Raw genomic sequence first — 21274 nt, forward strand, 5'->3', positions numbered from 1 at the left:
GCTGATAGAAACAGAAGCCACTGGAGCACCTCAAAAACACCATCATACACTAAATCAGTAAGTTGGCAGCATCACCCGGTGCGAATACCAACCAACAATGGAGCCTGCTTTTCAATTCAGATTGAGTTCTACGAGTAAATTGCCAACCAACGCAACACATTACACAGAAGAAAAGCGCATATTCAGCCGATAACCAAAGTTGTAATTGCAGAAGTGAAATACGCCTGATCATGAGCGGGATTGAGAACAGCATTTCCCCCAGAAAACTCAGCGTGATAATACAAGCAGCCAGCGCAACCACCATCGGCCACACCAACAACGGCACAATAACAAAGCCGAGAAATAACGGATAAATATAAAGTCTGATTATATTCATCATTATTGTCCTGATGATTCGGGGGATGCTTCATACAGCAGCACATACCCCACATCCTCTACCAACTGTTGCCCCTGCTGACTTATAAACCAGTCAACAAATTTCTGCGTTTCCGGCGTGGGATTTTCACGCGTCACCATATAGGCATCCACAATGTATGGATAAGTGCCGTTGCGGATATTTTCCTCGGTAGGCGCAACGCCATTTATAGCCAAAAGTTTAATCTGCTTGCGCATTTTGAGCATATTGTCATTCATACGAGTGACGTAATAGTGGAAGGTGTACCCAATGGAAGATGGCGTGTTTTGATAGTCGGCAACTTCAGTAATTAAACCGCCCATAAGATCAATCACAGTAGATTTTTTAGCTGGCAGCATTGGGGTGTCTTGCATAACCAATCCCTTCATAATCGTTTGGCTTCCAGAATCTTCAGGGCGCTGCCAGACTTTTATATGTTCGTCACTACCACCTACTTTATTCCAGCGGCTAGTTTTGCTGCTAAAAATATCTTTAACCTGGTGCTCAGAGAGAGAATTTACCGGGTTATTAATATCAACGATAAAGACAAAGGCTTCGCGGGCGAAAGCGGTATATTTCAGTTTAACACCCGCTTCTTCTGCACGTTTTTTCTGTCCTTCCGACGGTTGTGCAACAAAAATAACCGTCGCGGAACCTTTAATCAGACTATCGTAGGCTTCAGCTGTTCGGGTTTGCTGCAAACCATACGCCTGCCAGGCCAGCGAGGTTCGATCCTTATCTTTTGGCTCGGGTACTAATTTATAATACGCGGAGGCATACAGCGGGTATAAGGCTGTAGCGCCGTACACTCTCGGCCATCTTGACCAATCATCGCTGTAACGTAATGCAGGTTGCCCCCGCAGAGACGTCAGTCCATGGCTCTCTTCTTCCCTGACGCTGTTATAGTACCCTTCCCGGTCGACACATCCCGCCAGTAACGCCGTGCCTAATAGTAAAACACCGGTGAATTTATTCATCTCGCTGATTCCTTTCTCTCGAGCGTTATTCCATTGTTGGATACAGCGGCACATATCCCACATCTTCTACCAGACTCTGCCCCTGCGGCGTTAAAAACCATTCGACCAGTTTTTGTGTTTCTGACGTTGTATTTTCCCTCGTTACCATAAAGGCATCGACGATATAGGGATATTTGCCGTTGCGAATATTTTCCGCAGTCGGTGTAATACCGTTAATCGCTAGCAGTTTTATATTTTTATCAGCATTCATTTGCGTCGCGTAATAGCGGAAGGTATAGCCTATTGCGTTGTTTGTATTACGGTATTCGGCAACGACTTTAATCATTCCCTCCATCACGCTTGCCACTTCCATTTCCTGCGGCGAGATCATGCGGACATTTTTCATGACCTGTGATTGCATCACTGTCTGGCTGCCAGAGTCTTCCGGGCGCTGCCAGGTCTGGATCTCCTGATCGTTACCGCCAACAGTACGCCAGTTGGTAATTGCACCACTGAAAATGTCACGCACCTGTTGTTCAGTCAGGGAATTAACCGGATTATCCGCATTGACGATGAAAACGAATGCTTCACGGGCAAAGGGGGTGTACAGCAAAGTGACACCAGATTCCTTTGCACGTTTTTTTTGCCCACCGGAAGGTTGCGCCACGAAAATAATATCAGCATCGCCCTTAACGATTTTGTTATATGCTTCTGGCGTACGAGAGTTTTCCAGATAATCCCAAACGTGAAAATCCTCTGGTATTACACTTAATGCATAAAATGCAGAAGCATAAATTGGGTACGCAGCCGTGGCGCCATCGATTCGCGGCCAGTTTTGCCTAAACTGAATTTGCGGTTTGCCACGCAGCGGCGTCAGTCGATTATTGAGTTTATCGGGTTGCCAGGCCCAGATATCAATATTTTCGCGTACACCGACACCAGGATTGAGCTGTTTATATAAATAACCCTGATAACCAGCGACAAAACCAAGCATGAGAAGGATAAACAGGAGGGAATTACGGCAACGTAGCCCGGATGTACCGGTTAAAGGATGTCTGGTTGGCCGGCCGTACCCCAGCGAAAAACTGATATGCGCGCCAACGGGTATAATGACTATCCACCAGTACTCACCTCCGACTACTGAGACTAACAAAACGCCCAGCCAGGGGAGCATAAGATCAGCCAACCAACCCGATCCCATCTGGTGAAATTGATAATCTGCCAGATGCAGCGCGATTATCCAGCCAACCAGGATTAATAAAGCGGGTACTAAAAAAAGACATTGTCGCCAGACGGCTATTTCTCTTTTTTCTGGTGCACTATCGCCTGCCCATACTCGCCCCGAGAAAAATAGCATTAATGCGCCCAGCGCCAGCATAAAAATGTTGAGCAGAAGGTAAATTGTTGGCGTGATAAGGATATTACAAACTTCAATAATACCGGCAAGTCCGACACCCAGCATAGCAACAACCGCCGCCAAAAATTGCGTCAGTATGGGGATGCCGAAAAAAGTCATTACCAGCGAGGACAAAATCCATTTTCTGTTTTGCATTATTCTTTCCATTCTTTCTGAATGGCGAAATTATACTCCCCGAGTCCCCTTGCCCCTTCTGGACACTTTTCCGAAATGATGGCGAAAAAAACGGGACCCTTTGGCCCCGTTCTATTTATTGGTGAAATTACAATCTCACCGGATCGATATGCCAGATATGATCAGCGTACTCTTTGATAGTACGGTCAGAAGAGAAGTAGCCCATATTGGCAATGTTCAGCATCGCTTTTGCGGTCCACTCTTCCTGAAGCTCGTAGAGTTCATCGACTTTATCCTGACAATCGACATAGCTGCGATAATCCGCCAGTACCTGGTAGTGATCGCCGAAGTTGATCAGCGAATCAACCAGATCGCGATAGCGACCCGGATCTTCCGGACTGAATACACCGCTGCCGATTTGCGTCAGCACCTGATGCAGCTCCTCATCTTTCTCGTAGTATTCACGCGGTTTGTAGCCCTGACGACGCAGTTCTTCCACTTCTTCCGCTGTGTTACCAAAAATAAAGATATTGTCAGCACCGACATGATCCAGCATCTCGACATTCGCACCGTCCAACGTACCGATAGTCAGCGCACCGTTAAGCGCAAACTTCATATTACTGGTGCCGGAAGCTTCCGTCCCTGCCAGCGAAATCTGTTCAGACAGATCTGCCGCCGGAATGATCAACTGCGCCAGGCTAACGCTGTAGTTCGGGATGAACACGACTTTCAGCTTATCGCCAATCTGCGGATCGTTGTTGATCACTTTCGCTACGTCATTGATCAAATGGATAATATGCTTCGCCATGTAATAGGCCGAAGCCGCCTTACCGCCAAAAATATTCACGCGCGGTACCCACTTCGCATCCGGGTCGGCCTTGATGCGGTTATAGCGGGTAATCACATGCAACACATTCATCAATTGACGTTTGTATTCGTGAATACGTTTGATTTGTACATCGAACAACGCCTTTGGATTCACCACCACATTCAGCTGCTGGGCGATATACTCTGCCAGACGCTTTTTGTTCTCCAGCTTCGCCTGATGCACAGCGTGATTAACCATTGGGAAATCACAGTGTTGTTGCAGCTCATTAAGCAGGCTAAGGTCGGTGCGCCAGTTACGGCCCAGGTGTTCGTCCAGCACGGCTGAAAGCGATGGGTTCGCTACCGCCAACCAGCGACGCGGCGTCACACCGTTGGTGACGTTGGTGAAACGACCCGGGAAGATTTTCGCAAAGTCGGCAAACAACGATTGCACCATCAGATTAGAGTGCAGTTCCGATACACCGTTAACTTTGTGGCTCACAACAACCGCCAGCCAGGCCATACGCACACGACGACCGTTGGATTCATCAATGATCGACGCCCGTCCCAGCAGATCGGTATCGTTCGGATACTGTTCCTGCAAGGTTTTCAGGAAATAGTCGTTGATTTCAAAGATGATCTGCAGGTGACGCGGCAGAATTTTACCCAGCATATCAACCGGCCAGGTTTCCAGCGCCTCGCTCATCAGCGTGTGGTTAGTGTAGGAGAAGACCTGACAACACACCTCAAACGCGTCGTCCCAGCTAAATTGGTGCTCATCGATCAGCAGACGCATCATCTCAGGAATCGACAGTACCGGATGGGTATCATTGAGATGAATCGCGATTTTATCTGCCAAGTTATCGTAGGTTTTATGCAACTGATAATGGCGGCTTAAAATGTCCTGAATGGTCGAGGAAACCAGGAAGTATTCCTGACGCAGGCGCAGCTCACGCCCGGAGTAGGTGGAGTCATCCGGATACAGTACGCGAGATACGTTCTCGGAGTGGTTTTTATCTTCCACTGCCGCGAAGTAGTCACCCTGGTTGAATTTACCGAGGTTAATTTCGCTACTGGCTTGCGCACTCCACAAACGCAACGTGTTGGTCGCGTCGGTGTCGTAACCCGGGATTATCTGATCGTAAGCGACTCCCAGAATCTCTTCGGTTTCAATCCAGCGCGTTTTTTTACCTTCCTGCTGAATGCGACCGCCAAAACGGACTTTATAACGCGTGTTGTGGCGTTTGAATTCCCACGGGTTACCGTATTCCAGCCAGTAGTCAGGCGACTCTTTCTGGCTACCGTTAACGATGTTCTGCTTGAACATACCGTAGTCATAGCGGATGCCGTAACCGCGCCCCGGCAACCCTAACGTCGCCAGAGAATCGAGGAAGCAAGCCGCCAGACGTCCCAGGCCACCGTTACCGAGGCCCGGGTCATTTTCTTCATCAATCAGCTCTTCGAGATTTAACCCCATCGCTTCCAGTGCGCCCTGTACATCTTCGTAAATTCCTAGCGACAACATGGCGTTGGAGAGCGTACGGCCAATCAAAAACTCCATCGACAGGTAGTAAACCTGACGAGTTTCTTGCGACAACTGGGCACGGTTTGAACGTAACCAGCGCTCCACGAGACGATCGCGCACAGCAAATAACGTTGCGTTCAGCCATTCATGTTTATTGGCGACGACCGGGTCCTTTCCAATCGTAAACATCAGCTTGTAAGCGATAGAGTGCTTAAGAGCTTCTACGCTAAGCGTGGGCGATGAATATGTAAACGGAGCATTCATATAGGCGTTTCCTGAAAACTATTTCAAGCGATAGTAAAGCTCACGGTACGACTTCGCCGCGACCTGCCAGCTAAAATCCATTGCCATAGCCTGACGTTGCACAAACCGCCACAGTGAAGGACGGGACCACAGTACAAAAGCACGTCGAATAGCCCGTAACAGCGACCAGGCATTACTATCTTCAAAGACAAACCCACTGGCGACGCCATCTGCAAGGTTCTCAAGAGAACAGTCAGAAACCGTATCAGCAAGCCCACCGGTGCGCCGCACTAACGGCAGCGTACCGTACTTCAATCCATAAAGTTGCGTTAAGCCGCACGGTTCAAAACGGCTGGGCACCAGAATGACGTCCGCGCCGCCCATAATGCGATGCGAAAATGCTTCGTGATAGCCAATCTGAACGCCCACTTGGCCGGGGTATTCCGCTGCCGCCGCAAGGAAACCTTCCTGCAGCACCGGATCGCCCGCGCCGAGTAGCGCCAGCTGCCCGCCCTGCTCCAGAAGGCCCGGTAAGGCTTCCAGCACCAGGTCGAGACCTTTCTGGCTGGTCAGACGGCTCACCACTGCAAAAAGCGGCACTTTATCGTCAACCTTAAGCCCCATTGCGATTTGTAACTGGCGCTTATTTTCCGCTTTATCTTCCAACGTATCGCGGGTGTAACGCGAGGCCAACAGTAAGTCCGTCTCTGGACTCCAGATTTTCTCGTCCACGCCGTTCAGTACGCCGGAAAGACGCCCTTCACGGTGACGCTGTTGCAACAGACCTTCCATACCGTAGGCAAACTGCGGTTCGGTGATCTCGCGAGCGTAGGTTGGACTGACCGCCGTAATGTGATCGGCATAGTACAGACCGGCCTTCAGGAAAGAGATTTGTCCGTTGAATTCCAGCCCATGAATATTAAAGAATGACCATGGCAATTGGATGTCATTCATGTGATGTGCATAAAACATGCCTTGATAGGCCAGGTTGTGCACAGTAAACACCGACTTCGCCGGACGCCCGCGCGCCGCCAGATACGCAGGCGCAAGGCCTGCATGCCAGTCGTGCGCATGCACCACATCAGGACGCCAGAATGGGTCAAGCCCGCTGGCCATTTCTGCCCCAACCCACCCCAGCAGCGCAAAACGCAATACGTTGTCGGTATAGGCAAATAAGTTGGTATCGTGATACGGGCTTCCCGGACGATCATAGAGATGCGGCGCGTCAATCAGGTATATGCCAACCCCGTTGTAATGACCGAACAACAGCGTGATATGCCCGGCAAAGGTATCACGACGGGATACTACCTGCGCATCGGTCACGCCACGGCGAATATCGGGAAATGCAGGCAACAGTACGCGAGCGTCAACGCCGTCTGCGATTTGTGCTGCGGGTAATGCCCCAATAACATCAGCCAGACCGCCGGTTTTAAGCAGCGGGAACATCTCTGAACATACATGTAAAACCTGCATTATCGCTCCTGTTTATGCCCTAACTTCCGTAGCATTTCGCGCGTTACCAGCACGATGCCTTCTTCTGAACGATAGAAACGACGTGCATCTTCCTCTGCGTTTTCACCAATCACCATGCCTTCCGGAATAACACAAGCACGATCGATGACGCAGCGGCGCAGACGGCACGAGCGACCTACCCATACTTCCGGTAACAATACGGCGGAATCAATGTTGCAGAATGAATTCACGCGAACGCGCGAGAACAGAACGGACTGCACCACCACCGAACCGGAGATCACACAACCGCCGGATACCAGTGAGTTAAGGGTCATCCCGTGGCTACCGGAGCGATCCTGCACGAATTTCGCTGGCGGTAATGATTCATTGTAGGTGCGAATTGGCCAATTGCGATCGTACATATCCAGTTCCGGCACCACAGAGGCCAGATCGAGGTTCGCTTTCCAGTAAGCTTCCAGCGTACCCACATCGCGCCAGTACGGCTCGGCATCCGGATCGGATTGTACGCAAGAGAGCGGGAACGGGTGCGCATAGGCCAGACCGGCTTCGGTGATCTTGGGAATCAAATCTTTGCCAAAGTCGTGGCTGGAGTTCTCATCGCGATCGTCTTCTTCCAGCAGTTCATACAGATAGTCGGCGTCAAAGACGTAGATACCCATACTCGCCAGAGATTTGCTCGGATCGTTCGGCATTGACGGCGGGTTAGCAGGTTTTTCAACGAATTCGATAATTTTATCGTTCTCATCAACCGCCATAACGCCAAATGCGGAGGCTTCTTCAATCGGTACTGGCATACAAGCAACGGTGCAACGTGCGCCTTTTTCGACGTGATCGATAAGCATACGCGAGTAGTCTTGCTTGTAGATATGGTCGCCCGCCAGGATCACCACGTATTCCGCTTTATAACGGCGGATAATATCGAGGTTTTGGGTGACCGCATCTGCGGTGCCGCGATACCAGTTTTCCCCTTTCATTCTCTGCTGCGCTGGCAGCAGATCGACAAACTCGTTCATTTCTTCATTAAAGAATGACCAGCCGCGCTGAATGTGCTGCACCAGAGTGTGGGACTGGTACTGGGTGATCACGCCCATACGACGGATCCCGGAGTTGATGCAGTTAGACAGCGCAAAGTCGATAATGCGGAACTTACCGCCGAAGTGTACGGCCGGTTTTGCTCGCTTATTGGTTAAATCCTTCAGGCGGGTACCACGTCCTCCCGCCAGTATCAGGGCAACAGATTTCAATGGCAGCTGGCGCGCCAACATTAAGTGATCGTTCTTCTCTAAACTAACCATGACTAACTCCTTTTTTATCATCTCTGGAACACACACAATCCGTGTGCAGGTCCCTGCCAGACAGCCGTAATCACTGGGTTATCCTCTCCAGCGAATGGGGGAATGGCGTGCCACTCCCCAGCAGGTAAAACAATCTCTGTTACCTCAAGCGTGGCGTTAATTGCGATCAAAAAGCGATCCGAGAGCAGAATTTGCAGCTGTTTCGGCCCGTTTTGCCACTCATCCGTGCTTAAAGGTTGAGCATATCGATTTAGCCAACGGACATTGCCGTCGCCTTCTTCCCACCAGCGATTCTCCACCAAAGCGGGAATACGCTTGCGCAGATGGATTAACGCGGCGGTAAATGCGGTTAAACCACTGCTTGCCTGCGACCAGTCCAACCAGGTTAATTGGTTATCCTGACAGTAGGCATTGTTATTGCCATGCTGGCTGTGACCATGTTCGTCACCGGCCAGTAACATCGGCGTGCCCTGGGAGAGCAACAACGTTGTTAACAGGGCATGAATGCTGTCGCGCCGCCGTTCAACCAGATCAAGAGTACCGCCTAACCCTTCTTTACCATGATTGTTACTGTAATTGTTGTTGGTCCCGTCGCGATTTTCTTCTCCGTTTGCTTCATTGTGTTTATGGTTGAAACAAACGCAGTCGCGAAGCGTAAAACCGTCATGCGCGGTGACGAGATTAATCGCGGCACTCGGCAGACGACCATTACGTTTAAAAACATCGCTGGAGGCAGCAAAACGCCCGGCAAACGCCCCCAGAGGCAAATCATAATGTAGCCAGAAACGACGGGCAGCATCGCGGAAATGATCGTTCCACTCGGCAAACAGCGGCGGGAAATTTCCCACCTGATAACCACCAGGAGCGATATCCCACGGTTCAGCAATTAACTTCACCTGCGAGAGCACCGGGCAGTTCTGGATAGCGGTAAACAACGGCGCATCCTGACGGAACTCTGGCGTACGGCCCATGACTGCCGCCAGATCAAAGCGGAAACCATCGACGTGGCAGGTTTCTACCCAATAACGCAGGCAGGCGCTGGCATAATCCACCACCGCCGGGTGACTCAAATTGAGCGTGTTGCCACAACCGGTCCAGTTGTGATAATCGCCGTCTTCTCTTATCCAATAATAGCTACGGTTGTCGATCCCACGCAGCGAGAATAACGGGCCGTCGAGGTCCAGTTCCGCACTATGGTTGAGCACGATATCAAGAATGACTTCGATACCCGCTTTATGCAGTGCTTTGATTGCATCGCGAAACTCATGCAGCGCCGTTTCTGGCGAGCAGGCATACGCCGGATGCAGCGCAAACATCGCCACCGGGTTGTAACCCCAGTAGTTACTTAGCCCCATGCGTTGCAGACGTGGTTCACTGGCAAACTGCGCCACTGGCAGCAGTTCCAGCGCGGTAATGCCCAATTGTTTCAAATAGTTGATCATCACCGGATGCCCGAGGGCTTTATAAGTGCCACGGATCTCGACCGGGATCTCCGGGTGCAGGTACGTTAATCCTTTAACATGGGCTTCATAAATGATGGTGCTGCCCCACGGCGTGCGCGGCGGGGCATCATCTTCCCAGTCATAGTGATCAACCACCACTACGCATTTCGGCGCAATGGCGGCGTTGTCGCGATAGTCAGGTTCATTATGACCGGCGTGCAGCAGCGGGTTATCTTTAAACTCCCCGTCAATTTGCCGCGCGCAAGGATCAATCAACAACTTCGCCGGGTTAAAGCGATGCCCCTCGGCGGGTTGCCAGGGGCCATGAACGCGATAACCATAACGCAAACCCGGGCGCGCATCCGGCAGATAACCGTGCCAAATGTCGCCACTGTGCCCTGGCAAGTCATAGCGATGTTCCTGGCCATTGGCGTCAAAGACACACAGCTCTACCCGCTCGGCATGAGCGGAGAAAAGTGTGAAGTTGACGCCCTGACCGTCGTAATGCGCGCCGAGGGGAGCGGGTTTGCCAATGGCGAGTTGTGTCATTCTGCCTCCCGAACCAGCCAGATAGTGGCCAGCGGTGGTAGCGTCAGGCTTAGTGAATGCTGACGACCGTGGCTGGCAATCTCATCGCTGTGTACCGTGCCGCCATTGCCTGCATTACTGCCGTGATAGTGCATGGAATCGGTATTGAGGATCTCACGCCATTTGCCTGGCTGATTAATGCCGAAGCGATAATCATGACGCGGCACCGGCGTAAAGTTACTGGCAACAATGATTTCGTTACCCTCTTTATCGCGACGCACAAAGATCAGCACCGAGCGTTCTTTGTCATCCACCACCAGCCATTCAAAGCCGTACGGGTCAAAATCCAGTTCATGCATCGCTTTATGGTGGCGGTAGGTGAGGTTCAGATCGCGCACCAGACGCTGGACACCGTGGTGCCAGTTATCGCCGCCTTCCAACAGATGCCAGTCGAGGCTGGCGTCATGGTTCCACTCGCGGCCCTGGGCAAATTCGTTCCCCATGAACAGCAGTTTCTTGCCCGGAAATGCCCACATCCAGCCATAGTAAGCGCGCAGGTTAGCGAATTTCTGCCATGCGTCGCCCGGCATGCGGTCGAGAATCGATTTTTTACCGTGGACCACTTCATCATGCGACAACGGTAGGACGAAGTTTTCAGTGTAGTTGTAGAGCATCCCGAAGGTCAGTTTATCGTGATGATACTGACGATAAATCGGGTCGAGCTTCATGTAGTCCAGGGTGTCATGCATCCAGCCGAGGTTCCACTTGTACCAGAAGCCCAGACCGCCCATATCCTGCGGACGAGAAACGCCAGGGAAATCGGTAGACTCCTCAGCCATTGTCACCGCACCGGAAACCTGCTCACCAAGAATACGGTTGGTATTACGCAAGAATTCAATCGCTTCAAGATTCTCGCGCCCGCCAAATTCGTTCGGGATCCACTCCCCCTCTTTACGGCTGTAGTCACGATAAATCATCGACGCCACCGCATCGACGCGCAGCGCATCAATACCAAAACGTTCAATCCAGTAAAGCGCGTTACCGACGAGGAAGTTACTGACTTCACGGCGACCATAGTTGTAAATCAGCGTGTTCCAGTCCTGATGATAGCCTTCGCGCGGATCGCTGTGTTCATACAAGTTCGTACCATCAAATTCGGCAAGCGCAAAGTCATCAGTCGGGAAGTGGCCTGGCACCCAGTCGAGAATCACGTTCAGACCAGCTGCGTGTGCAGCATCAATGAAATAACGGAAGTCGTCGCGAGTACCAAAACGGCGGGTTGGTGCATACAGGCCGGTTGGCTGATAACCCCAACTGCCATCGAAGGGATGCTCGTTAATGGGCAGTAGTTCGAGGTGGGTAAAGCCCATCCATTTAGCATAAGGCACCAGTTGATCGGCCAGCTCGCGGTAGCTCAACCAGAAATTGTTGTCGGTGTGGCGACGCCAGGAGCCCAGGTGAACTTCATAAATAGAGATTGGCGCATCAAACTGATTCGCTTTTTTGCGCTCTTCAGTCTGTACAACCTTTTCCGGCAGCCCGCAAATAAGAGACGCGGTTTCCGGGCGCATTTGCGCTTCGAAGGCATAAGGGTCGGACTTCAGACGCAAGTTGCCATTGGCATCAATCATCTCGTATTTATAGAGCTGACCGTTATGCGCCCCAGGGATAAACAGTTCCCAGATGCCGCTCTCTTTACGCAGGCGCATCGGGTGACGGCGACCGTCCCAGTAGTTGAATTGCCCAACCACCGAGACCCGACGGGCGTTTGGAGCCCAGACAGAGAAACGCGTACCTGTGACGCCATCCATAGTATCTGCATGCGCGCCTAAAGTTTCATACGGGCGCAGGTGAGTACCTTCAGATAATAGCCAGGCATCCATTTCCTGGATTAGCGGACCAAAACGGTAAGGATCATCAATCAGGTTTTGCTGACCATGCCAGACAACAGCCAACTGATAGCGGAAAAAATTCTTACGTCGCGGAATGATGCCGCTAAAGAATCCCCGTGAGTCGAGACACTCCAGTTTTGCGAGTTTGCGCCCGGTTTTCGGTTCAATCACCCAGACATCGGTAGCGTCGGGTAAAAGGGCACGGACTTCCAGTCCCGCGGTGGTTTTATGCATTCCCAGTACGGAAAAAGGATCCGCAAAATGGCCTGCAATTAGCGCGTTAATCACGTCTCTATCGATACGATCGGACATGCTTGTCTTCCTGTTTTATTGTGTCACCCCATCCAATTGGATTTTTGACTTCTGGTTGTGACATTTTTTTGACCTGAACGGCGCAGCACTCTGTGCATCCTCTCTGCGTCGTCCTCACTTCAGGTAAGGCTGTGAATACTCATGTATTCAGCCACCCTTAAAGAATAGCCAATGCTCTATTTAACTCCCGGTAAATCATGAAACATCTGCGCTTACTCCTGTATTACGCACTAACAGGGGCGGCATCGCGCCCCAGATTTAATGAATAAAGATTACGCCAGTTGACGAAGCATCCGACGCAGCGGCTCCGCGGCCCCCCACAGCAGCTGGTCGCCCACGGTAAAGGCTGACAGGAACTCTGGTCCCATATTCAGCTTACGCAGGCGGCCTACCGGCGTGGTCAGCGTGCCGGTAACGGCAGCTGGGGTTAGCTCACGCATAGTGATTTCCCGATCGTTCGGAACGACTTTCGCCCACGGATTGTGTGCAGCCAGCAGTTCTTCCACGGTCGGAATAGACACATCTTTTTTCAATTTAATAGTGAATGCCTGGCTGTGGCAGCGCAATGCCCCGACACGCACACATAAACCATCTACCGGAATTACGGAAGATGTGTTGAGGATCTTGTTGGTTTCCGCCTGCCCTTTCCACTCTTCGCGGCTCTGACCGTTATCGAGCTGTTTGTCGATCCACGGAATCAGGCTACCCGCCAGCGGCACGCCAAAGTTATCCACCGGCAGCTCACCGCTACGGGTTAAGGTTGTGACTTTGCGTTCGATATCGAGAATAGCAGAGGACGGGGTCGCGAGTTCATCTGCTACATGGCCATACAGATGGCCCATCTGGGTTAATAACTCACGCATATGTCGCGCACCACCGCCGGAAGCGGCCTGGTAGGTTGCAACGGACACCCAATCAACAAGATCATTGGCGAATAAACCACCCAACGACATCAACATCAGGCTTACGGTACAGTTACCGCCAACAAAAGTCCTGATGCCATTATTTAATCCGTCGGTAATGACGTCCTGATTGACGGGGTCAAGAATGATGATGGCGTCATCTTTCATGCGCAGAGACGATGCTGCGTCAATCCAGTAACCCTGCCATCCGCTTTCACGAAGCTTTGGATAGATTTCGTTGGTATAATCGCCGCCCTGACAGGTCACAATGATATCGAGGGCCTTTAGCGCCTCCAGATCAAAGGCATCCTGAAGTGTGCCAGTGGTTCCGCCAAAAGACGGCGCAGCCTGACCAAGCTGAGAAGTAGAAAAAAAGACAGGGCGAATGGCGTCGAAGTCGCGCTCTTCAACCATGCGTTGCATGAGAACGGAGCCGACCATACCGCGCCAGCCGATAAAACCAACATTTTTCATAAGCGTTTTTTCCTGCAAAGATGTGTGCTGTATAAATGTGCCGGTCTCCTCTTGGCACATCTTTCACCATACAAAAAGCAGCCAAAGTCGCAAGTGAAATTAATCAATGATAGCGAAGCCATCAGTAATGCGACTTATCCTGCTTTGTTAGCACGCAGAAAGTCCGCGGCAATTATCAGGGAATTTGAGTTATGAATGAAATCATTTCTGCAGCAGTTTTATTGATCCTGATTATGGATCCGCTCGGAAACCTACCTATTTTCATGTCCGTACTGAAACATACTGAACCGAAAAGACGGCGGGCAATCATGGTGCGAGAGTTGCTTATTGCTCTCCTGGTGATGCTGGTGTTCCTGTTTGCGGGTGAGAAAATTCTGGCATTTCTCAGCCTACGAGCAGAAACCGTCTCCATTTCTGGCGGCATCATTCTGTTTCTAATTGCCATTAAGATGATTTTCCCCAGCGCTTCAGGAAATAGCAGCGGGCTTCCGGCAGGTGAAGAGCCATTTATCGTGCCGCTGGCAATTCCGCTGGTCGCCGGGCCAACTATTCTCGCCACGCTGATGTTGTTGTCTCATCAGTACCCGAATCAGATGGGACATCTGGTGATTGCTCTGCTGCTGGCCTGGGGCGGCACCTTTGTCATCCTGCTACAGTCTTCGCTATTTTTACGTCTGCTGGGCGAGAAAGGGGTGAACGCACTTGAACGCCTGATGGGATTGATTCTGGTGATGATGGCAACCCAGATGTTCCTCGACGGCATTCGAATGTGGATGAAGGGGTAAGGTTCAAACAGGTGCTGCACACAACCAGACGCGGCACCTGTTTTATTACCTGAACTGATAATGACCTTCGCCCAATCGGATAACCCTTCCCTCTTCTTCTGCGCGGTTCAGCCACACACTAATTTGTTCGATGGTTAAACCAGTACAAGACGCCAGCCTTTCAATACTTATCGATTCCTTTGCAAGGATCGCCAGTTCCGCCACAAAGAGTTGATAAAAATCGACAGGCGTATACGCGGGCATTACTGCGTAATTTGCGTCATCTTCATGCAGCGAAAACAGTTCTGGTTGAGCGTTACGGAGTGCTCTGTCATACATCAGCCCAGGAACGTCTGGCAGTCTGATCGTCACATTCTCAGCCTGTTCAGCACTCCATGACGCCCCATTTTCTACTAATCGTGAATTGGCTGATTGCATATCCTGATTTGGTTTAACCTGCACAGGCAGCCACTGATGTTTTAATGCCTCCATCGCCCCGGTTATCGTTCCACCGGTCATTCCCGCACGTACAACCATTGCGCTTTCAGCAAGGCAATAAATATATTTATTTCGCGCCATCGCATTGCCGACGGTGAAACGTACCTCTGGGTAAAACGGCGAAATCAACACCAGGTTGCCTGCTATAAGCCCTTCACGCCATTTCACTAACGTACTCGTTTTTAACAAGCTATCAGCTAATACGCCAACGGCAGTTCCCCCGGCCTCCAGTACCGACGCCATTGCACATTCATCAATACCTCGCGCACCACCAGAGATAACGCAAATCCCCTGTTGGGCCAGTTTCGCGGCCAGTTGTTGGGTATAGCGCAAATCGTCAGTCGGAGCATCTCGCGAGCCAACAATCGCCATACCTTCCGCTTGCAGTAATGCTTTATTCCCGCAGCCAAATAAAACGGGAGGTGCATCCGTTCGCAATCGGTTTTTCAAGCGAACGGGATAATCAGCATCTCCGCGGGTTAAGATCCATAAACCGGCGCGTTGCCACTTATCTACCGCCAACGCCAGACTATGACCACGCGCCAGCAAGCCAAGAATACGCTCCTGAGAAATACGCGGATCGCTCCAGCCTGTAAGTTTCTCTTGCGGTTGCGGCACCAGAAGCTCGGCGGGACTGATACGTTGGTGCTTCAGCCATAATGCAAACTTCCCCCATTCACTATTACTAAGAGGTTTATACTCACTCGCCGCCGCGCGAGAAAAATCGCTGGTTAGCAGGAGAGTTGCTTGTGCATTGGCTGAAAGATTCATCAATTTTTTACCGAGGTAGAAGCAAGGGCAAGAGGATAAACCGTCGGGCAACCTGCCTGGCGTAACAGTGCTGTCAGAACTGTCAGCGTCCATGCAGAATCCACGATATCGTCAACCAGCAACGCCGGACCAGGCATCAAAGGAGGGGTAATCACAAACGCCCCGTCGAGATTTTGACACTGGTGGAAACGGTTTTGCTGCATTTTCTGCGGTGGATTGTCCACGACTTTTTCAATGGCATCAATAATAGGTAAGCCAAGTTTCGCCGCCAGTCGCCGGGCAAAATCAGGAACCAGGTCGAGGTGCTTTAATGAAGGAACGCAGCATACCCAGGTTGGTTCAGGATGCGGATTCCAGCGTTGGCGAACCATTTCCGCACATGCCTCCACCAGTTCATCACTGAATCGCCCCGTTTTTTTCTCCTGTGCTACCTGCTTTCCCCACCCGGAATCTCCCCAACGAGAAAGGATTCGCCCCGTAGATCCTTGTAAAATCGCAGGCAAGTTCCCTTTAAATCCGTATTGCGTAAAAGCCCCAGCTGCCACCTGTTTATTGAGATTTAATGACAGGTCAGCGTGTTTAATAAATAAGTTTGCCGCATGGAGTAAGCCGCTATCAATGTCGGGCGACAACAACGGATGCTGAAGACAACTGCTACATTTACCACAATGTTCGGCACCTGGCTCATCGAGTGCGCGGCGCAGAAATTGCATTTTGCACTCCTTGGTCGTGATATAGCTTTCAACGTCTGCCAGCTCACTTTTTCTCTGATTCATCAAATGGTTAATTCGTTCATGGTCAGGAGAAAAACTGACAATTGTTCTGCGCCATAATTTCTCGGTATACACCACAGGCGATGGATTTTCAGCTACCAATAATTTCAGTGCTTTTTCTATTTGCCCATAACGGAGATTCGTCCGTTGTTCAATGCCTCGTAAGGTAAGACCGTCATTCACGCTAAGTACGTTGAGTATTTCATGAATTTGCGCCTCCGCAGGAAAGGCGCTTTCACGGAAGAATTTATGAATAGCACGGTCTTCACTGCCGCAAAGCAGTATGCCAACAGCAGAATCGATACCGCGACCGGCACGCCCCACCTGTTGGTAGTAACCAACTATCGAACCTGGCATCTGGTAATGAATAACAAACCCCAAATCCGGTTTGTCAAAGCCCATTCCCAGCGCCGTTGTCGCAACCAGCACTTTAATTTTATTTGCCAGCAACGCCTGCTCCAGATATTCCCTGGCAGTATTAGAATCTTCCGCGCCTTCACAAGTCACGCCGCTGTAGTAAGCAAATGCACTGATACCATTTTTCCTTAACCACTCGGCGACAAGTTCGGCATCGCGAGTAGTCAGGGTATAAACAATTCCCGATTTGGAAAACTGAGGGAAAACTGAGGGATAACCGTTGCTAACCATGCCAGACGGGATGACTGTTCACCTAAGACTAAGGCATCAAGCGCCAAACTTTCGCGAGCCAGCGTTCCACGCTGAATCACAATGTCACCCAATTGCTGACGGATATCCTCAACGACACGGTTATTCGCTGTCGCGGTTGTACCCAGAACAGGGGTATTCGCAGGTAGTTGGCGCAAAATATCTAATATACGTCGGTAATCCGGGCGAAAATCGTGGCCCCAATCAGAGATGCAGTGCGCCTCGTCGACCACAAGCAAGCCAATATGATCGGCTATAGGATATAAAACCGTTTCGATAAAGTCCTGGTTTGCCAAACGTTCCGGGGAAACCAGCAAGCAATCGACCTCACCTTGCAGCAACTTATCGCTAATGCGCTGCCATTCTTCTCTGTTTGTAGAATTCAACGTTTCAGCCGTAATACCTAACCGTTCAGCGGCGGCAACCTGGTTACGCATCAGGGCAAGCAAAGGAGAGATGATAATTGTCGGGCCAGCGCCGCGATCGCGGAAGATTTTACTGGCGATGAAGTACACAGCACTTTTCCCCCAGCCAGTGCGTTGGACAACCAGCAGTTTTCGCCGTTGGTTCACCACCGCGTCTATGGCTTCCCATTGCCCTTCCCTGAAAGTAGCGGTGGTATTTCCTAACATCCGCTGTAAAAGCAATTCAGCTGCGTGCTTTTCCATCTTTATCTCCTGCGATCTTTAGGCAGTGATTAGAACGGATTATTTGCAGGTAAATTTGCGAGAGAGATCAAAAAGATGAAGAGAGGAGAAAAGAGAAATGAATTACTGCGAGCAAGCTCGCAGTAATTTGTCGCAGTAATTAACTCAACAGCTGGAACGCAATCATCCCAACGATGGCACCGACAGTGCCGAGGATGGTTTCCATCATGGTCCAGGTTTTCAGCGTTTCGGCTTCGGTCGCGCCGGTAAATTTACCGAACAACCAGAAACCAGCGTCGTTAACGTGGCTGACAACAATCGAACCACCGGCGATACAAATCGACAGCGCCGCCATTTGCGCACCGGAGTAGTTCAGTTGTTCAATAACCGGCATCACCAGTCCCACCGCCGTTAAACAGGCAACGGTTGCAGAACCCTGAATGATGCGCACTGCAGCGGCCAGCACGAAGCAGGTGATGGCAATCGGCAGGCCCATGCCGGTTAACGCTTCGCCCAGTGCCGGACCTACGCCAGAGTCAACCAGCACCTGTTTGAACACGCCGCCCGCACCAATCACCAGCAGAATGATCCCCGCCGGTTGCAGCGCGTGACCGCAAATATCCATCACTTTGTCTTTTGGCATGCCCTGACGCATTGCCAGGCCATAAATCGCTACCAGACAAGCAACCAGAATCGCGGTAAACGGATGACCAATAAACTCGAACCATTCGTAAGCGGTAGAGCCTTCCGGCACAAAACGCGCGGCAATGGTTTTCAGCCCCACCAGCACCAGCGGCAGCAGGATCAGCGACAGGCTGAATCCGAAGGACGGCATTTTGCCTTCGCCGAGATGCGGCTCGCTGATGTCGTCAGGAATATGCAGCTCAACGTAACGGCTGATGAAGTTACCCCACAGCGGCCCGGCAATAATCATTCCCGGAATTGCCGCACACAGGCCAATCAGGATCATCCAGCCAAAATCGGCGTTCATCTGCGATGCCAGCAGCATTGGCGCTGGCCCAGGCACCAGGAACGCCGCCGCGGCCGCCACGCCTGCGAATAATGGGATTACCAGCTTCACCAGGTTCGTACCGGTGTGGCGCGCCATTGAGAAAGCAACGCTAATCAGCAGAACAATCGCCACTTCAAAGAACAGCGGTAGCGCACAGACCAGCCCCGCAAGGCCGATGGCATAATGCGCGCGGCTGTGACCGAAGGATTTGAGCATTTTGACGGCAATCTGATCGACTGCGCCGGTTTCATGTAAGATCTTGCCAAACATAGCTCCCAGGGCGACAACCACCGCCAGGAAGCCGAGGGTGCCTCCCATCCCTTTTTCCATCGTCGCTGCGATTTTATCGAGCGGCATACCGGAAAAAAGGCCAGCCCCCATGGACACCACCATTAAAGCCAGGAAAGCGTGCATACGCGCCTTCATGACTAAAAACAGCAGCAGTAAAACAGACCCTACTGCTGTTAAAACAAGCGTTAATGTAGTCACTACTTATTTGCCTTTTTTAATAACCTCAATGGTGCTTGCCACAACACCTTCCAGCGGTTGATCGATATCCACCACCAGTACATCGGTTTCGTCCGCACCCGGCTCCTGCAGCGTTTCAAACTGCGTCACCAACATTTGGGTTTTAAAGAAATGGCCTTTGCGCGCTTTCAGGCGGCTTTCAATCACATCAAAATCGCCTTTCAGGTAGATGAAAGAGAGATTCGGATTACCTTCACGCAGCAAGTCGCGATAGTGTTTTTTCAATGCAGAACAGACGATCAGTGACACTTTATTAGTGCGCTGCATAGCAAACGCGGCGTCGTTCAGCGCCTGCAACCACGGTTTGCGATCGTCGTCATTCAGCGGTTCGCCAGACGCCATTTTTTCGATATTGCGCCGTGGATGGAGGAAATCGCCATCAAGAAACGCGGCATGAAGTTGATGCGCCACTTCACTGGCGACCGCAGATTTGCCGCTGCCCGATACGCCCATCAAGACGTAAATGTGGTGATCATGGTTAGTCGTGCTCAAAGTGGTGCCCCCACAATACAAGAATTAAAAAATGTTACGGGTAACTGTTATCGGTAACATTCTCCGGCCGGACAATATCAGAAGCAATATCCATCCGTGCCTTAAGTGTATAAGTGTGAGCTACTTCAAATTTGTGGGCTTAAATAGATCCGCCCGGTGACAAGGTGAAACCTAAATCTAACATTTTCGGTGTCACAGATTCGCCACGAATACGCGCCAGAAGGCGTTCAGCGCCAATACTGCCCATCCGCTCACGCGGCGTCAGCACGCTCGCAAGTCGTGGCTCCATCACCTGACCAATGTCATGACCGTGGAAACCGGCAATCGCCATATCGTCAGGAACTTTTAACCCCAGACGCTGACATTCAAACGCCGCGCCGACCGCCAGATCATCATTAGTACAGAACACGCCATCCAGCTGCGGATATTCCCGCCGCGCCTGGCGAATCAGTTCAATACCGGAAGAGTAAGAAGAAGATTGCTCAACCATCACGCTATACGGCACCAGGCCTGCATCCAGCATCGCCTGTTCGTATCCCTTCTGTTTGATGATAGTACGTTCGTCGAGACGTGCGCCGAGATAGGCAATATGGCGATGCCCGCGAGCAATAATGGCGGTGGTCATCTGGCGTGCCGCTTCAAAGTTATCAAAACCGACGGCGATATCGAGGCACGGCGACTTGCTGTCCATCAGTTCCACCACGGGAATACCCGCCACTTCAATCATCTTTAAGGTGCGCGGCGTGTGCGTACGTTCAGTGAGGATCAGGCCGTCGATATTCCAGGAGAGCATGGATTCGAGGCGTTCTTGCTCCATTTCCGGTTTATAACCGTAGTGGGCCAGCATGGTCTGATAACCGTGCGCGTCGGTGACGCTTTCGATTCCGCGTAATACTTCCGCGAAAACCTGGTTGGTGAGAGAAGGTAACAGGACGCCAATCGCCCGGCTGGTGGCGTTAGAGAGGATATCGGGCGCACGATTGGGAATATAGCCCAGTTCATCAAGAGCCGCGGCAATCTTGCCGCGTAGAGCGACGGAAACCTGCTCCGGGTTGCGTAAAAAACGGCTGACCGTCATTTTGGTCACGCCTACACGGTCAGCCACATCCTGAAGTACGGGTCTTTTCTTTTTCATCGTCCTGAAGGTACAAAAGAGATAGATTCTCTTAGTTTAACACGGACGCATCAGAACCTTCCCGGGGAAAACAGTGCTTGTTTACAATTATTAGATATACACTAAATCAATTGCATCGCATTGTGCTAACGACGCGGCAAAACCCCGGAAGCGTACATCAGCACGCGACCGGAGCGAGCGAGGAAGCCTGCAAAAAGGCAGGCTTCAAAGATGC

At 51.2% G+C, this 21274-nt stretch carries 13 protein-coding genes and 2 pseudogenes; 1 reads left to right on the plus strand and 14 read right to left on the minus strand.

Annotation, left to right across the window (positions count from 1 at the left end; all coding sequences use genetic code 11):
• Positions 1-76: 76 nt before the first annotated feature.
• The 9 genes and pseudogenes from OQV04_RS07855 to asd all read right to left on the minus strand — a co-directional run.
• Positions 77-379 (minus strand): annotated as a pseudogene (locus tag OQV04_RS07855) (hypothetical protein); the annotation flags it as partial.
• Positions 379-1371: a PstS family phosphate ABC transporter substrate-binding protein gene (locus tag OQV04_RS07860; protein ID WP_032288302.1), complete on the minus strand. Its 993-nt coding sequence runs from the start codon at positions 1369-1371 to the stop codon at positions 379-381. The pseudogene OQV04_RS07855 and the gene OQV04_RS07860, both read right to left, overlap by 1 nt.
• Before the next feature lie 25 nt (positions 1372-1396).
• Positions 1397-2905, minus strand: a complete 1509-nt coding sequence (locus OQV04_RS07865) for a PstS family phosphate ABC transporter substrate-binding protein (protein ID WP_136747862.1) — start codon at positions 2903-2905, stop codon at positions 1397-1399.
• A gap of 124 nt (positions 2906-3029) precedes the next feature.
• Positions 3030-5477, minus strand: a complete 2448-nt coding sequence (gene glgP / locus OQV04_RS07870) for a glycogen phosphorylase (protein ID WP_000993449.1) — start codon at positions 5475-5477, stop codon at positions 3030-3032.
• A gap of 18 nt (positions 5478-5495) precedes the next feature.
• A complete protein-coding gene (gene glgA / locus OQV04_RS07875; RefSeq protein ID WP_001197646.1) occupies positions 5496-6929 on the minus strand; it encodes a glycogen synthase GlgA in 1434 nt (477 codons plus the stop codon).
• Positions 6929-8224: a glucose-1-phosphate adenylyltransferase gene (glgC, locus tag OQV04_RS07880; protein WP_000253975.1), complete on the minus strand. Its 1296-nt coding sequence runs from the start codon at positions 8222-8224 to the stop codon at positions 6929-6931. The genes glgA and glgC overlap by 1 nt, the downstream gene beginning before the upstream one ends.
• 17 nt (positions 8225-8241) lie before the next feature.
• Positions 8242-10215 (minus strand): glycogen debranching protein GlgX, encoded by a 1974-nt coding sequence (gene glgX / locus OQV04_RS07885; RefSeq protein ID WP_000192539.1) that lies wholly within the window; start codon positions 10213-10215, stop codon positions 8242-8244.
• Positions 10212-12398: a 1,4-alpha-glucan branching enzyme gene (gene glgB, locus OQV04_RS07890; protein ID WP_001283701.1), complete on the minus strand. Its 2187-nt coding sequence runs from the start codon at positions 12396-12398 to the stop codon at positions 10212-10214. The genes glgX and glgB overlap by 4 nt, the downstream gene beginning before the upstream one ends.
• Positions 12399-12670: 272 nt before the next feature.
• Positions 12671-13774 (minus strand): aspartate-semialdehyde dehydrogenase, encoded by a 1104-nt coding sequence (gene asd / locus OQV04_RS07900; protein WP_000799956.1) that lies wholly within the window; start codon positions 13772-13774, stop codon positions 12671-12673.
• A gap of 191 nt (positions 13775-13965) precedes the next feature.
• Between asd and yhgN the strand changes: the two genes are divergently transcribed.
• A complete protein-coding gene (yhgN, locus tag OQV04_RS07905) occupies positions 13966-14559 on the plus strand; it encodes an NAAT family transporter YhgN (RefSeq protein ID WP_001002544.1) in 594 nt (197 codons plus the stop codon).
• 45 nt (positions 14560-14604) lie between these two features.
• Here the strand turns inward: yhgN and OQV04_RS07910 are convergent, their stop codons facing one another.
• The 5 genes and pseudogenes from OQV04_RS07910 to gntR form a co-directional block, all read right to left on the minus strand.
• Positions 14605-15900 carry a DNA-processing protein DprA gene (locus OQV04_RS07910; protein WP_072193510.1) on the minus strand — a complete coding sequence of 432 codons (1296 nt, stop codon included), beginning with the start codon at positions 15898-15900 and terminating at the stop codon, positions 14605-14607.
• A pseudogene (locus OQV04_RS07915) lies at positions 15807-17914 on the minus strand (RecQ family ATP-dependent DNA helicase). Before OQV04_RS07915 ends, OQV04_RS07910 begins: the two are co-directional and overlap by 94 nt.
• Before the next feature lie 139 nt (positions 17915-18053).
• A complete protein-coding gene (gene gntU / locus OQV04_RS07920; RefSeq protein ID WP_032288304.1) occupies positions 18054-19394 on the minus strand; it encodes a gluconate transporter in 1341 nt (446 codons plus the stop codon).
• A gap of 3 nt (positions 19395-19397) precedes the next feature.
• The gene (gene gntK / locus OQV04_RS07925) at positions 19398-19925 is read right to left on the minus strand and encodes a gluconokinase (protein ID WP_000108330.1); all 528 of its coding nucleotides are present in this window, start codon (positions 19923-19925) and stop codon (positions 19398-19400) included.
• Between the two features lie 139 nt (positions 19926-20064).
• Positions 20065-21060 (minus strand): gluconate operon transcriptional repressor GntR, encoded by a 996-nt coding sequence (gene gntR / locus OQV04_RS07930; protein ID WP_000730252.1) that lies wholly within the window; start codon positions 21058-21060, stop codon positions 20065-20067.
• Positions 21061-21274 lie beyond the last annotated feature (214 nt).

The sequence above is a fragment of the Escherichia sp. Lx600-2 genome (assembly GCF_036662595.1).
GTDB classification, from domain to species: domain Bacteria; phylum Pseudomonadota; class Gammaproteobacteria; order Enterobacterales; family Enterobacteriaceae; genus Escherichia; species Escherichia coli.

Coding starts and splice junctions, on each gene's coding strand:
- OQV04_RS07860 (WP_032288302.1), bottom strand. CDS start 1,371: ATGAATAAATTCACCGGTGTTTTACTATTAGGCACGGCGTTACTGGCG.
- glgP (WP_000993449.1), bottom strand. CDS start 5,477: ATGAATGCTCCGTTTACATATTCATCGCCCACGCTTAGCGTAGAAGCT.
- glgA (WP_001197646.1), bottom strand. CDS start 6,929: ATGCAGGTTTTACATGTATGTTCAGAGATGTTCCCGCTGCTTAAAACC.
- glgC (WP_000253975.1), bottom strand. CDS start 8,224: ATGGTTAGTTTAGAGAAGAACGATCACTTAATGTTGGCGCGCCAGCTG.
- glgX (WP_000192539.1), bottom strand. CDS start 10,215: ATGACACAACTCGCCATTGGCAAACCCGCTCCCCTCGGCGCGCATTAC.
- glgB (WP_001283701.1), bottom strand. CDS start 12,398: ATGTCCGATCGTATCGATAGAGACGTGATTAACGCGCTAATTGCAGGC.
- asd (WP_000799956.1), bottom strand. CDS start 13,774: ATGAAAAATGTTGGTTTTATCGGCTGGCGCGGTATGGTCGGCTCCGTT.
- yhgN (WP_001002544.1), top strand. CDS start 13,966: ATGAATGAAATCATTTCTGCAGCAGTTTTATTGATCCTGATTATGGAT.
- OQV04_RS07910 (WP_072193510.1), bottom strand. CDS start 15,900: ATGGACGCTGACAGTTCTGACAGCACTGTTACGCCAGGCAGGTTGCCC.
- gntR (WP_000730252.1), bottom strand. CDS start 21,060: ATGAAAAAGAAAAGACCCGTACTTCAGGATGTGGCTGACCGTGTAGGC.